This is a genomic window from Rhodoferax sp. GW821-FHT07F03, from assembly GCF_059418745.1.
The window spans coordinates 45,835-58,614 of the sequence record NZ_JBWKQM010000001.1; the positions used below are offsets into that span (position 1 = coordinate 45,835).

The 12,780-nt window shown below is 61.9% G+C and carries 11 protein-coding genes; 9 read left to right on the plus strand and 2 right to left on the minus strand.

The window, feature by feature from the left end; genetic code table 11:
- Window positions 1-58 precede the first annotated feature (58 nt).
- Window positions 59-2,215 (plus strand): sensor histidine kinase, encoded by a 2,157-nt coding sequence (locus tag AC07R0_RS00220; protein ID WP_495103316.1) that lies wholly within the window; start codon window positions 59-61, stop codon window positions 2,213-2,215.
- Window positions 2,216-2,247: 32 nt separating this feature from the next.
- Here AC07R0_RS00220 and AC07R0_RS00225 read toward each other — a convergent pair whose 3' ends face one another.
- Window positions 2,248-2,880 carry a LysE family translocator gene (locus tag AC07R0_RS00225; RefSeq protein WP_495103317.1) on the minus strand — a complete coding sequence of 211 codons (633 nt, stop codon included), beginning with the start codon at window positions 2,878-2,880 and terminating at the stop codon, window positions 2,248-2,250.
- Between the two features lie 237 nt (window positions 2,881-3,117).
- Between AC07R0_RS00225 and AC07R0_RS00230 the strand changes: the two genes are divergently transcribed.
- Both AC07R0_RS00230 and AC07R0_RS00235 read left to right on the plus strand, forming a co-directional pair.
- Window positions 3,118-3,738, plus strand: a complete 621-nt coding sequence (locus AC07R0_RS00230) for a response regulator transcription factor (RefSeq protein ID WP_495103318.1) — start codon at window positions 3,118-3,120, stop codon at window positions 3,736-3,738.
- A 122-nt stretch (window positions 3,739-3,860) separates the two neighbouring features.
- Window positions 3,861-5,159, plus strand: coding sequence for an MFS family transporter (locus AC07R0_RS00235; RefSeq protein WP_495103319.1), 1,299 nt, complete (start codon window positions 3,861-3,863; stop codon window positions 5,157-5,159).
- A gap of 58 nt (window positions 5,160-5,217) precedes the next feature.
- Here AC07R0_RS00235 and AC07R0_RS00240 read toward each other — a convergent pair whose 3' ends face one another.
- A complete protein-coding gene (locus AC07R0_RS00240) occupies window positions 5,218-6,135 on the minus strand; it encodes a LysR substrate-binding domain-containing protein (RefSeq protein ID WP_495103320.1) in 918 nt (305 codons plus the stop codon).
- A 104-nt stretch (window positions 6,136-6,239) separates the two neighbouring features.
- On the opposite strand from AC07R0_RS00240, the gene AC07R0_RS00245 reads away from it, so the two are divergent.
- From AC07R0_RS00245 to AC07R0_RS00270, 6 genes are all read left to right on the plus strand, one after another.
- Window positions 6,240-6,884 carry an NAD(P)-dependent oxidoreductase gene (locus AC07R0_RS00245; RefSeq protein WP_495103321.1) on the plus strand — a complete coding sequence of 215 codons (645 nt, stop codon included), beginning with the start codon at window positions 6,240-6,242 and terminating at the stop codon, window positions 6,882-6,884.
- A gap of 209 nt (window positions 6,885-7,093) precedes the next feature.
- Window positions 7,094-8,047 (plus strand): ABC transporter substrate-binding protein, encoded by a 954-nt coding sequence (locus tag AC07R0_RS00250; RefSeq protein WP_495099066.1) that lies wholly within the window; start codon window positions 7,094-7,096, stop codon window positions 8,045-8,047.
- A gap of 35 nt (window positions 8,048-8,082) precedes the next feature.
- Window positions 8,083-10,458 carry a putative bifunctional diguanylate cyclase/phosphodiesterase gene (locus AC07R0_RS00255; protein WP_495103322.1) on the plus strand — a complete coding sequence of 792 codons (2,376 nt, stop codon included), beginning with the start codon at window positions 8,083-8,085 and terminating at the stop codon, window positions 10,456-10,458.
- A gap of 45 nt (window positions 10,459-10,503) precedes the next feature.
- Entirely contained in the window at window positions 10,504-10,992 is a 489-nt protein-coding gene (locus tag AC07R0_RS00260) for a hypothetical protein (protein WP_495103323.1), read from the plus strand.
- 276 nt (window positions 10,993-11,268) lie between these two features.
- The gene (locus AC07R0_RS00265) at window positions 11,269-11,628 is read left to right on the plus strand and encodes a hypothetical protein (protein ID WP_495103324.1); all 360 of its coding nucleotides are present in this window, start codon (window positions 11,269-11,271) and stop codon (window positions 11,626-11,628) included.
- A gap of 10 nt (window positions 11,629-11,638) precedes the next feature.
- The gene (locus tag AC07R0_RS00270; RefSeq protein WP_495103325.1) at window positions 11,639-12,766 is read left to right on the plus strand and encodes an HD-GYP domain-containing protein; all 1,128 of its coding nucleotides are present in this window, start codon (window positions 11,639-11,641) and stop codon (window positions 12,764-12,766) included.
- The last annotated feature ends 14 nt before the right edge of the window (window positions 12,767-12,780 follow it).

Here is a 12,780-nt window from a genome sequence, read left to right on the forward strand (position 1 = left end):
GCAGGGCTGCGGTGTTGCTCATGCACAATGATTCGGCCCTTTTTCCTGTTCTGCATCCATGCCCTCCGATCCATCTGCACCTACCGCCGCTGTGCCCGCATACCGGACGTGGTGGGCGTGGGCCGTAGCGGCCGTGCTGGGCCTAGCCTTGATCGCCGCTGCCGGCCAGTGGGCGGCGCGGCGTGAGGCCAGCTTCCAGCTGGACTCCATCCACCGGGCCATCGAGGTGCATGCGCTGGGCTTGCGGGGTGCGGCGGCCAAGTACAGCTACCTGCCGTTTACCGCCGCGCAGCACCCGGACGTGCTGGCGGCGCTGGCCCAGCCGCAAGACCCGGTGGCCCAGCAGCGTGCCAACCGCTACATCGAAGAGGTGAACCGCCGCGCCGGCTCGGACGCGCTCTACCTGATTGATTTGCAGGGCATGACCCTGGCCGCCAGCAATTGGCAGACGGCGCAGAGTTTCGTCGGCCAGTCGTATGCGAACCGGCCGTATTTTCTGGATGCGCGGGCTGGCCGCAACGGCCAGTTCTACGGTGTGGGTCAGACCACCGGGGAGCCGGGGCTGTTCATCTCCGCGCCGGTGCAGCAGGGCGGGGTGGTGCGCGGCGTGCTCACCGTCAAGGTCAGCCTGCGCCAGATCCAGGACACCTGGGCCTTTGTGCGCGACCCCATTTTGCTGGCCGATGCGCGCGGTATCGTGTTCCTGGGCTCGGTACCTTCCTGGATATACCAGGCTAAGCGCGCGCTGGGCGAGGACGACCTGGCCTGGGTGCAGCGCCACCAGCAGTACGGCGCGCGCCACAGCTTTGCGCAGCTGCCCTGGCAGCGCGATGCGACGCCGGATGCCGAGGGCTACCGCTTGCGCACCAGCCTGGCCGGCCAGCCGCGCGAATTTCTGGCGGTGGACGAGGTCCTGCCAGACCTGGGCTGGACGCTGACCGTGATGGCCGACTATGCCGCCGTCACTCATGCCCGCGAACGTAGCTGGATGCTGGGTCTGCTGTGCGCCGGCCTGCTGCTGCTGGGCAGCCTGTACTGGCGCCTGCGCGAGCGCCGCTTTGCCGAGCAGCGCGATGCCCGCCGAGACCTGGAAGTGCGCGTGCGCGAGCGCACGCTGGAGCTGGACCAGGCCCACGCCTTCCGCAAGGCCATGGAAGATTCGCTGCTGGTCGGCATGCGCGCGCGCGACCTGGAAGGCCACATCATCTACGTCAACCCCGCTCTGTGCGATATGACCGGCTACCGCGCCGACGAACTGCTGGGCCGCCTGCCGCCATACCCTTACTGGCACCCGGATGATGTGGAACAGCACTGGCAGAACAACGAGGCCACCATGAGCGGCCAGGCCGCCATGTCCGGCTTCGAGTCGCGTATCCGCCACCGAGACGGGCATGACGTATTCACCATGGTCTATACCGCCAGGCTGATCGACGCCCACGGCCAGCACAGCGGCTGGATGAGCTCGGTGGTGGACATCACCGCGCAAAAGCGCGCCGAGCTGCGCCAGCGCCAGAACGATGAGCAGCTGCAACACGCCCAGCGCCTGGCCAGCCTGGGCGAGATGGCGTCCACCCTGGCGCATGAGTTGAACCAGCCACTGATGGCCCTGAGCAATTTCGCCAGCGCGGCCAAGGCCTTTGCTGAGCAAGGCAACCAGGCACTGCTGGGCAGCAGCCTTGATGAGACCATGGCCCAGGCCCAGCGCAGTGCCGAGATCGTGCAGCGTATACGCGGCTTTGTGCGCCAGCGCACCGCTGGGGCCGAGGACTGCGCCGTGCCGGCCCTGGTGGCGAATGTGCTGGCCCTGCTGCAGGGCGAGATGCGGGCACAGCAGGCGCGCACCGTGCTGCGTGTGCCGGCCGACCTGCCCATGGTGCGCGGCGACCGCGTGCTGTTGGAGCAGGTGCTGCTGAACCTGCTGCTGAATAGCTTGCAGGCCATGCATGCCACTGCACCGGAACGCCGGGTGGTGGAGATCGACGCGGCCGTGGTCGCCGGCCGCATGCAGATCCGCGTGGCGGACCGTGGGCCTGGCATTGATGCTGCAATTGCGGAGCAGGTGTTCGCGCCGTTCTTCACCACCAAGGACGGCGGCTTGGGCCTGGGTCTGAACATCTGCCGCACGATTGTCGAAAGCCACCGTGGGCGATTGACGTTTGCCAACCGGGTGGATGGGGGGACGGTTTTTACGTTGGAGCTGGAAGTCGCAGAGTGAACGTTCTTCTGGATGGCGGTTCCATCAGGAAATCACCGCCGACTCTCCATGGCCATGCGCGTTGCCAGTCCGCCCAATACGGTTCCCATGAGCCAGCGTTGAACAGTCTGCCAGGAGGGATGGGACGTGAGAAAAATCGCAATGGAACCCGCCAGCACGGTTATTACGGCATTGACGCTAACGCTGACAAAAATTTGCGTCAGGCCCAATAGGAGGGATTGCACCAGAACACTGCCATGGTCGGGATCAATGAATTGTGGCAACAACGACAGATACATGATCGCGATCTTGGGATTGAGTAAATTGGTGATGAACCCCATCGTGAAAAGTTTTTTAGGGCTGTCCTTGGGCAAATTACGCACTTCAAACGGCGAGCGTCCGCCGGGCTTAACAGCTTGCCAAGCCAGATAGAACAGATAGGCCGCACCTCCGAGGCGCAGTGCGTCATATGCGTACGGCACGGCCATCACCAAAGCAGTGATGCCAAATGCAGCGCACAGCATGTAGACAACGAACCCGAGTGCCACCCCGCCCAGAGAAATCAGTCCGGCCGTTCTCCCTTGACAAATCGAACGCGAAATGAGGTAGACCATGTTCGGCCCGGGTGTGAGCACCATGCCGAGCGAGACAAGGCCAAAGGTTAGCAAACTGGGGATTTCTGGCATGGGATCAGTCATGTAAATGGGAAATGAGCTCAAGCATATGCAAGCTGGGGACATCCGAATAGATACAGATCTATCCAGTTTTGAACGCTACAGCGAGCCGATTCCTTGTTTCAGATTGGCGACCGGCCGTGAACGGGTATCGTATCTACCTCATTCCCGTCAGATGCCTGTTGTGCAATGTCTGTGCGTTGGTCTCGGTTAGTCTCTGCGAACTCCGTTCCCTGTCTCCTGACCCCCATGAAGTCGAACCCTCTCCCCCTGAACCTATACGTCGTCGACGACGACGAAGCGGTGCGCCGCTCGCTGGGCCTGTTGCTGCTGTCGCGTGGCCATGCGGTGCAGGCTTTTGCTTCTGGCGAGGCATTTCTGGCCGGCGTCGATTCTCAGCGCCCCGGCTGCGCCATCCTCGACCTGCGGCTGGGCGGCATCAGCGGGCTGCAGGTGTTCGAGGCGCTGCGTGCGCAGCAGAGCCCGCTGGTGGTGGTGTTTTTGTCAGGCCACGGTGATATTGCGATGGCGGTGGAGGCCGTGCAGCAGGGCGCGTTTGGCTGGCTGGAGAAGCCCTGCAACGACGAGCGCCTGCTGAACACGGTGGCCCAGGCTTTGCAGAAGGCCAGCGCCATCGCCGCCGAGCAGCAAGCCCGGCAGGCCGCGCAGGCCCTATGGGCCAAGCTGACGCCGCGCGAGGTGCAGGTGGCCCGCCTGGTGGCCGAGGGCAAGCCGAACAAGCGCATCGCGCTGGATCTGGCGCCGCTGGAACTGCGCACCGTGGAGACGCACCGCGCCCATGTGTTTGCCAAGCTGGGCCTTTCGAACAGCCACGAGCTGGAGCGATTTTTGCGTGAGAATGCGCTCTAGCCATCCCTAGGTAATTACCCTTGCGTAGAGCTACGCAGACGCCGGGGCGGATTGCTACGGACGACAGAAGCACGGCATTGCAAGACACTGCCGACTACAAGTTCACCGAGACAAGGACGCCCATGACTGCCGTACTGCCCCTTCCCTATACCTTTGAAGAAAAGCGCAAGCGCATCTTCGCCATCGTCGCCGCTTCGTCGGGCAATTTGGTGGAGTGGTTTGACTTCTACATCTACGCCTTCTGCGCCATCTACTTTGCGCCGGCGTTCTTCCCCAAGTCCGACCCTACGGCCCAGTTGCTGAACACGGCCGGCGTGTTTGCCGCGGGCTTTTTGATGCGGCCCATCGGCGGTTGGATCTTCGGTCGTCTGGCCGATCGCAAGGGGCGCAAGACCTCGATGGTGGTGTCGGTGATGATGATGTGCGGCGGCTCGTTGCTGATTGCCTGCCTGCCCACCTATGCCAGCATTGGGGCGTTGGCTCCGGTGTTGTTGCTGACGGCGCGCCTGTTGCAGGGCCTGTCGGTGGGCGGCGAATACGGCACCACCGCCACCTATATGAGCGAGGTGGCGATGCGCGGCCAGCGCGGCTTTTACTCATCTTTCCAGTACGTCACGCTCATCGGCGGCCAGCTGCTGGCGGTGCTGGTGGTCGTGGTGTTGCAGCAGTTGCTGGACGAGGCTGAGCTGAAGAGCTGGGGCTGGCGCATTCCCTTCGTACTCGGAGCGTTGACCGCCGTGGTTGCGCTGATGCTGCGCCGCACCTTGCATGAAACCACCACCGCGCAGACGCGCAGTTCCAAAGCTGCTGGCAGCGTGGCCGAGCTACTGAAAAACCATAAGCGTGCTTTGTTGGTGGTGCTGGGCTATACCGCCGGCGGCTCGCTGATCTTCTACACCTTCACCACCTACATGCAGAAGTACTTGGTGAACTCGGCCGGCATGTCGATCAAGACCGCCAGCAACGTGATGACCGCCTGCCTGTTCCTCTACATGTGCATGCAGCCGCTGTTTGGTGCCTTGTCGGACCGCATCGGCCGGCGCAACAACATGCTGCTGTTTGGCGCGTTGGGCACGCTCATGGTGGTACCGATTCTGACCACGCTGCAAAGCGTGACCAGCCCGCTGCTGGCCGGGGTTTTGATCACCGTCGCGCTGGCGGTCGTCAGCTTCTACACCTCGGTAGGCGGCATCGTGAAGGCCGAGATGTTTCCGCCCGAAGTGCGTGCGCTGGGAGTCGGCCTGTCGTATGCGGTGGGCAACGCCATTTTTGGCGGCAGCGCCGAGTACGTGGCGCTGGGCCTGAAGTCGATGGGCCACGAGTCTTACTTTTACTGGTACGTCACGGGGATGATGGTTCTGGCCTTCGGAGTCAGCCTGCTGCTGCCGCGCCAGGCCACGTATCTGCACGACGATCATTAAGAACGAAAAGTGCCGCTGGCGCAGGTAATACCTGCGCAGGCTGCTATCAAAATAGGAATTAGTCTGCCACCACACCCGGGTACACCCGGTCAAAGTAGGTGGCCAGCAGGTCCAGCGTGTGCCGCACCTTGGCGGGTTGGGCATCGCGCCGCGGGGTGACGGCGTAGACCGGCATGGGGCTTTGCCGCCATTGAGGCAGCACGGGCACCAGCCGGCCGTTGGCCAGGGCCTGGAAGTCTTCCTGCCGCACGGCCACGCAAATGCCCCAGCCCTCCACGCACATTGCGTGCAAGGCCGATACCTGGCTGGCCTGCACCCGGCCGCGCAGCTGGACCGTGCAGTGCTCGCCTTTCAGTCCGTTCAGCCCGTGCAGCTCCAGCGTGTCGAAAGTGGTGTTGTCGGATGCGCTGCCCAGCCATACATGCTGTGGCAAATCCTGCGGATGGCCTGGCCAGCCGTGTTCGGCCAGGTAGGCTGGGGCGGCGCAGAGCTGGCGCTCCATGCTGCCCAGCTTGCGTGCTACCAGGCTGGAGCTGGGCATGGCGCCCACGCGCAGCGCAATGTCTACCCGGGCTTCGATCAGGTCGATCACGGTGTCGTCCAGCAGCAGGTTCAGCGTCAACTTGGGGTGGCCGCGCAGCGGCGCCAGCGCGCTGGCCAGCAGGCTGGCAAAGCCTATGGGCGCGGCCAGGCGCAGCTCGCCCTCGGGTTCGTCGCGCAGTCGGGCTAGTGCCGATTCGGCCGAGCGCGCGGCCGCCACCATGGCCGCGCAGCCCACGTGGTAGCGGGCGCCGGCCTCGGTCAGCGTCAGCTTACGGGTGGAGCGGTGCAGCAGGGCCAGGCCCAGGGCTTTTTCAAGCTGGCGCAGATGCTGGCTGACGGCCGAGGGCGTCATGTCCAGCTGCCGGGCGGCCGCCGTGAGCGAGCCGCTGGCCACCACCTCTGCAAAGATGGCCATGCGTTTGAGTTGATCCATAGGCTTGATTGTGTAGCAGAGCTTCAGAGTAATAGCGAATTAAACCGTCTATTCATATCTTGGTGAAGAAATCACACTAGAGCCCTTTTCCACAGGAGCTTGATATGAAGATTGCACTGATTGGCGGCACCGGCTTTGTCGGCAGCGCCGTGTTGACCGAACTGCTCAGCCGTGGCCACCAGGTGACCGCGTTGGCACGCAACCCTGGCAAGTTCAGCCCCCAGCCCGGCCTGACCGTGGTGCCCGCCGATGTGCTGGACCCTGCCCAGGTGGCCAAGGCCGTGGCCGGTGTGGATGCCGTCATCAGCGCCTACAACCCCGGCTGGACCGAGCCGCAGATCCATGACCTGTTCCTGCAGGGCAGCCAGGCGATTCTGGACGGCACCAAGCAGGCTGGCGTGAAGCGCGTGCTGGTGGTGGGTGGCGCGGGCAGCTTGTTTGTGGCGCCCGGCTTGCAGTTGGTGGACACACCACAGTTCCCTGCCGAATGGAAGCAGGGCGCGCTGGCGGCCCGCGAGCTGTTGAACCGCATCAAGTTGGAAACGACGCTGGACTGGACCTTCCTGTCGCCCCCCATCCTGCTGGCGCCCGGCGAGCGCACCGGCAAGTACCGTGTGGGTGCCGACACGCCGCTGCCCGGCGTGGGTGACGCACCTTCGGGTATTTCGGCTGCCGACTTGGCAGTGGCCATGGTGGACGAGATCGAGACGCCCAAGCATGTGCAAAAGCGCTTCACGGTTGCCAACTGAGTAGCCAGCAGTTTTGAATGAAATTTGGCACTGGCGCAGGTAGTACCTGCGCTGGTTGCTATCAAATCAGGAGTTTCGGCTAGCGCTTGCCAGAGCTTGCTGGTGGCCGCGCAACAAGGGTATGCCCGTTTCGCTTGTATGCAGGGATAGCGTATCTTGTTACCTATAGCATGTGTCGCTATGGCGTAAGAACTCAAGCTGGAACGCATATGAAATCCCTACTCATCCTGCTATGGGCCTGCTGCGCAATGGGTCTGCCTGCTGCGCAGCCGGCGGTGAAAGATGTGCACCTGGTCTTCATCCCCAAGGCCAGTGACCAGGTTTTTTGGGATGTGATGCGCACCGGCGTGGACAAGGCGGTGCAAGAGGACGGGCATATCCAGCTGACCTGGCGCGGGCCTGCGCACAATGACGACATCGATTCGCAGATCAAGATACTGCAGCTCTACAGCAAGTCCGGGGTGGACGCTATCCTGATTGCTGCCACCGACAGGGCGCGCCTGGTGGCGCCGGTGCGGCGTGCAGTGGCCATGGGCATCCCGGTAGTGGCCGTCGATTCGGGGCTGGACGGCAACCAGCACAGCAATTTTGTGACCTCTAACAACTATGCCGGCGGCCAGCTGGCGGCCAAGTCCCTGGCCGATCTGCTGGATAAAAAAGGCCGGGTCGTGGTGTTGCGCACGGTGGCGGGCAGCGCATCCACGGATGACCGGGCCAAGGGTTTCCTGGACTATATGAAGGCCAATGCGCCAGCGATCACCGTGGTGGCGGACGTGTACGGTGGCGGCTCGACGGGCCGGTCACGGCAGAGTGCGGTCGCCTTGCTGGGGGGGCACCAACCTCTGGACGGGGTTTTCGCGGTGAATGAAACTTCGACCGATGGCATGCTGCGCGCGTTGCGCGACACGGGGCAGGCCGGCAAGTTGCGTTTCGTCGGGTTTGACGCGACCGATTTTCTGCTGGAGGGGCTGAAGAAGCAGGAGATCAGCGGCCTGGTGATCCAAAACCCTGCGCAAATGGGCTACAAGGGCGTGCAGGCGGCGGTCGCTGCGGCCAGGGGTCAGGCTCTCAAAGAGGCCACCATCTTCACCGACACCACTCTGGTGACGCGTGCAAATTTCCAGAATCCTGAAATCCAGAAAATGATGTGTAGCAAATGCTAAGCACGTAAACACCTTCCGCAGTTAATCTTTGGTCCATGCATTTCTTGCAACCCACCAAGCAACGCTTGCCTCCGTTGAAAACCCGGGACAGATTGCGCAGCCTGAGCGTGGGCATTGTGATTGCCATGGCGGCGGGGCTGTTTGTGCCTGCCCTGATTGGCGTGATGACGCTCACGGATTTGCGCCAGGCGCAGATCAACAAGGAGCTGGAGCGCTACCTGGACGACAAGATTTTGCTGCTGTCCAACAGCCTGTCGGCACCGGTATGGAACTACAACACCGCCAGCGTGAGCACCATTGGGCATGCCACCTTGCTGGACCCCCAGGTGGTGCGCATCGTCATCCGTGATTCCGACAAGGTGCCCATGCTGACGCTGGAGCAGCCCGAGCGGCGGCGGGGCAGCTCGCGGGTGGTCCAGTGGCCACTGACGTTCCAGGAGGCGGGCAATAGCCGCCAGGAGGTTGCCGGTTTTATTGAGATGGAAGTCGATAACAGCCTGAAGCAACAGGAGTTTGAAAGCGACCGCCGGGCCTATTCCTTCATTTTGTTGGGCCAGTTCGTGCTGTCGCTGGGCTTTATTCTGCTGGCGCTACATGTGCGCGTATTGCGGCCCTTGAACCAGTTGGCCTTGTTTTCCAACCGACTGGCCGGCGGCGATTTTGACCAGGCTGTGGGCTGGCAACGGCCGGATGAAATAGGCCGGCTGGCGATGCAGATGGACCATATGCGCAGCGACCTGAAGGCCGCGTTTGCCGAACAGCAGGTGATACTGGGCAATGTGCCGGTGGGCGTTGTGTTTGTGCGCGACGGGGTGGTCCATCTGGCCAATCACTATGCCCAGGACATTTTTGGCTATAGCCAGTCGGACATGGCGGGCTTGTCCGCCGCATTGCTGTATCCGCCCGGCGCGTCCTCCAGCGCGCCGGAGCATGGACCTTCCGACGATGTGCTGTTCTTGCAGCGCCAGGACGGTTCGCAGTTCTGGGCTCATCTGCGTAGCCGCAGCCTGTACCCCGAAGCACCACAAGCCGGGTCCATCTGGGTCATTGAAGACTTTACCGAGCGCAAGGCCATCGAAGACGAGGTCAAGAGCCTGGCCTTTTACGACCCCCTGACCCAGTTGCCGAACCGGCGCCTGCTGCTGGACCGGCTGAAGCAGGCACTGATGGCCAGCATGCGCAGCGGCAGCCTGGGGGCCTTGCTGTTCATAGACCTGGACCACTTCAAGACCCTGAACGACACGCTGGGCCATGACAAGGGCGACCTGCTGCTGCAACAGGTCGCCCGGCGCCTGACAAGTTGCGTGCGCGAGGGAGACACCGTGGCGCGCTTCGGCGGCGACGAGTTCGTGGTCATCCTGGAGGGCCTGGGCGGCCATGTCGACGAGGCCGCTGCCCACTGCCGGGCTGTGGGCGGGAAGATATTCGACGTGCTGAACCAGCCCTATGTACTGGACGGCCATGAGCGCCGTAGCTCGCCCAGTATCGGCATTGCCTTGTTCGATGGACGACACAACGCCGTGGAGGAATTGCTCAAACAGGCGGACCTGGCCATGTACCAGGCCAAGACCTCGGGTCGCAATACCTTGCGCTTTTTTGATGCCGCCATGCAGGCCGTGGTGACCTTGCGTGCGGCGCTGGAGGCGGACCTGCGCGAAGCCCTGCTGCAGCAGCAGTTCAGCCTGTACTACCAGCCGCAGGTGCTGGGTACAGGGCGGGTCACCGGGGCCGAGGCCCTGCTGCGCTGGCAGCACCCGCTGCGCGGTATGGTGAGCCCGTCTGAGTTCATTCCGCTGGCCGAGGAAACCGATCTCATCGTGCCGTTGGGCCAGTGGGTGCTGGAGACGGCCTGCCAGCAGCTGGTGGCCTGGGCGCAGCAGCCCGGCACGGCCGGCTTGTCGATTGCGGTGAATGTCAGTGCCCGGCAAATGCAGCGCGATGACTTTGTGGATCAGGTGCTGGCGGCCGTGCGCCGTACCGGCGCCCAACCGCAGCGCCTCAAGCTGGAGCTGACCGAGAGCCTGCTGGTGAACGATGTGGAAACCACCATCGCCAAAATGGATGCGCTGAAGGCCGAGGGCGTGGGCTTTTCGCTGGACGATTTCGGCACGGGCTATTCATCGCTGACCTATCTGAAGCGACTGCCGCTGGACCAGCTGAAGATCGACCAGGGCTTCATCAAAGACATTCTGGAAGACCCGAACGACGCGGCCATAGCCAAGATGATCATCGCACTGGCGGCCACTCTGGGGCTGGCGGTGATCGCCGAAGGTGTGGAGCGTGAGGAACAACGCCTGTTTTTGGCCCGCAACGGCTGCGATGCCTACCAGGGCTATCTGATGAGCCGCCCGCTGCCGATCGCTGAATTTGAGGCCATGCTGGAGCGCAGTCTTCGCGTCATGGCTGAGTAACAAATACTTGCTCCAATCGCTCTTTGTCTTCAACGGGCGGACACCATGGGGCTTCAAAAAACCGATAAGGCGCGTGCCGAGCTGCAACCCGGATGCCGCAGTCTGGGCCAGCGGGAGCGTGCACTGCTGCTGTTGGCAGATGGGCGTAAGACCGTGCAGGAGGTGGCCGCGTATTTTGGCCACGAGGGCAAACAGCTGGTGTTGCAGCTCTTGCGCGACGGCTATCTGAGCCAGGACGTATCGGCTGTTGCCGCGGCGGTTCAATCCACTGCGGTAGATCCGTTTGACGGCAAACGATCGCTGGCCACGACCCGTATGTTTCTGTTCGATATTTGCGAGCGCATGTTTGCCAAACGTGACCCGGCCCAGGCGGAGTTCTTTCGTGAGGCCTTGCGCAAGGCCCGCGATCGCGCGTCCATGCTGGAAGTAGGCCGCGCGATGCTGGATGAGGTGGAAAACACCGCAGGAGCCGAGCGCGCCGACTCCATCCGCGAGCGCATCGCCATGCTGCTGCCGGAGGAGCTGGCGGTCTGAGGGTATTGCTGGGGTTGAGATTGAAGCGGTGGCATTGGATGGCTGAGTATTTGGCCCCAGGTCGCGTGCGCATCGCACCGCATGCCATCACCTAGTAGGCGGCGGTGTTCGGGTTGTGTAGCTGCTTGCTGCGCGTAGCAACCCTTTGCGTGTCTAGCCCCGGATGCTATGGATGCTTGCCAATAGAAGCTTGGCTACGCCACTGGCTGTTAAATAGGGTTTCCCCGTGGCTTCTCTACAGGCATCAGGTTCATACTAAAAGTTGACGATGCTTGTGTGCTGGTTGATTTTTTTGCTGGAATGGCATGGTGTTTTTGGGTGTTCGTTTGGTATAAATTGATTGCGCGAAGCTGGCCAACGCGAAAGCCTGAGCCAGGGTCTGCGGACCACCGCCACGGGATTGAAAACTTCAACGCGCAGGGGTTATCCATGAGGCGAAATCTACCGGTTACTCAGCACGAGTACGTCTTTCCTGCTGAGCAGACCTCGGGCATTTGCCAGATCAACGAGGCGGTTTCTCAGATGGACTCTCTGACCCAGCAAAACACGGCCACGGTGGAAGAACTTGCCGCCACGGCCAAGTCGCTGCGTGGGCAGGCGGATGCGGCTTCACTGTGTTGTGAACATAAGAATTGATGTTCGAACCATGAGCCCAGTCCACTACTCACTGATGTCGGTTCAGCAGGATGAATTCAATATTTCAGTGCATCTGAAAACGATTCACTCTGCCATCGCTGCCAGATATCCCGCAATTGATCGTGTGTCGCTCGCCACCTACGATGAGACATCCGACATGCTGAAGACATTTGTCAGCAGCAGCATGGATGGTGTAGTGCTGGAGCACTACGAATCCAAGCTAGCCAATGTGCCTGCCTTGCGCTCGATTGCGCAGAATCGACAAATCCGTGTGGTGGACGACATTGCCCAGGAATTTACGTCCTCGAACCGGCACACTGAGTGGCTGAAGTCGCGTGGATACCGGTCCAGCCTGACGGTTCCTTTTTTTCTGGGTAGCAAGCTGGCGGGCTTCCTGTTTTTTGATTCCAAGCGGGTCCGCTCTTTTGACCCGAACATGACGGAGTTCTTGACGCTGTTCTCCAATCTGATTTCGCAGCTTTATCTACTCCAGCTGCAGGTGGTGCATGGTATCGTGGGCAGCGTGCACATCGCCAGTGGCTTGGCACGTATCCGCGACCTGGAAACGGGGGCGCATCTGGACCGCATGGCGGCCTATTCCCGGCTGATAGCGCGCCAGCTGGCACAGTCGCATCAACTCAGTGATGAATTCATTGAATACATTTTTTTGTTTGCGCCACTCCATGATGTGGGCAAAGTGGGTGTGTCCGACAGCGTATTGCTCAAACCCGGGCGGCTGGATGCCGACGAGTGGGTATTGATGCGCAGGCACGTGGAAATTGGCGAGTCCATCGTTGTGCAAATGGGTATGGACTTGGGACTGGGCGATAGCATGGCTTTCGAAATCATGCGCAATATCGTGGCCTGCCACCATGAGCGGGGCGATGGGTCCGGCTATCCCAGGGGACACCTGATGGCGGACATTCCCCTGGAAGCGCGCATTGTCGCGGTAGCAGATGTTTATGACGCCCTGTCCAACAAGCGCCCCTACAAAAGTGCGTGGACGGAAGAGGCCGTCGTCGCCGAGATGCAAAAGGAGGCCGCTAGCGGAAGGCTGGATGCAGATTGCGTGGATGCATTGCTGAGTCTCCAAGCAGAGAGGCACGCCATCATGCAGCGTTGCAGTGATGAGGCATAGGGCTTAGCCGTCGG

Excerpts from the sequence above, each read along its gene's own strand:
- AC07R0_RS00225 (WP_495103317.1), bottom strand. The coding sequence starts at position 2,880 with ATGCCAGAAATCCCCAGTTTGCTAACCTTTGGCCTTGTCTCGCTCGGC.
- AC07R0_RS00230 (WP_495103318.1), top strand. The coding sequence starts at position 3,118 with ATGAAGTCGAACCCTCTCCCCCTGAACCTATACGTCGTCGACGACGAC.
- AC07R0_RS00255 (WP_495103322.1), top strand. The coding sequence starts at position 8,083 with ATGCATTTCTTGCAACCCACCAAGCAACGCTTGCCTCCGTTGAAAACC.
- AC07R0_RS00270 (WP_495103325.1), top strand. The coding sequence starts at position 11,639 with ATGAGCCCAGTCCACTACTCACTGATGTCGGTTCAGCAGGATGAATTC.
- AC07R0_RS00240 (WP_495103320.1), bottom strand. The coding sequence starts at position 6,135 with ATGGATCAACTCAAACGCATGGCCATCTTTGCAGAGGTGGTGGCCAGC.
- AC07R0_RS00250 (WP_495099066.1), top strand. The coding sequence starts at position 7,094 with ATGAAATCCCTACTCATCCTGCTATGGGCCTGCTGCGCAATGGGTCTG.
- AC07R0_RS00235 (WP_495103319.1), top strand. The coding sequence starts at position 3,861 with ATGACTGCCGTACTGCCCCTTCCCTATACCTTTGAAGAAAAGCGCAAG.
- AC07R0_RS00220 (WP_495103316.1), top strand. The coding sequence starts at position 59 with ATGCCCTCCGATCCATCTGCACCTACCGCCGCTGTGCCCGCATACCGG.
- AC07R0_RS00260 (WP_495103323.1), top strand. The coding sequence starts at position 10,504 with ATGGGGCTTCAAAAAACCGATAAGGCGCGTGCCGAGCTGCAACCCGGA.
- AC07R0_RS00245 (WP_495103321.1), top strand. The coding sequence starts at position 6,240 with ATGAAGATTGCACTGATTGGCGGCACCGGCTTTGTCGGCAGCGCCGTG.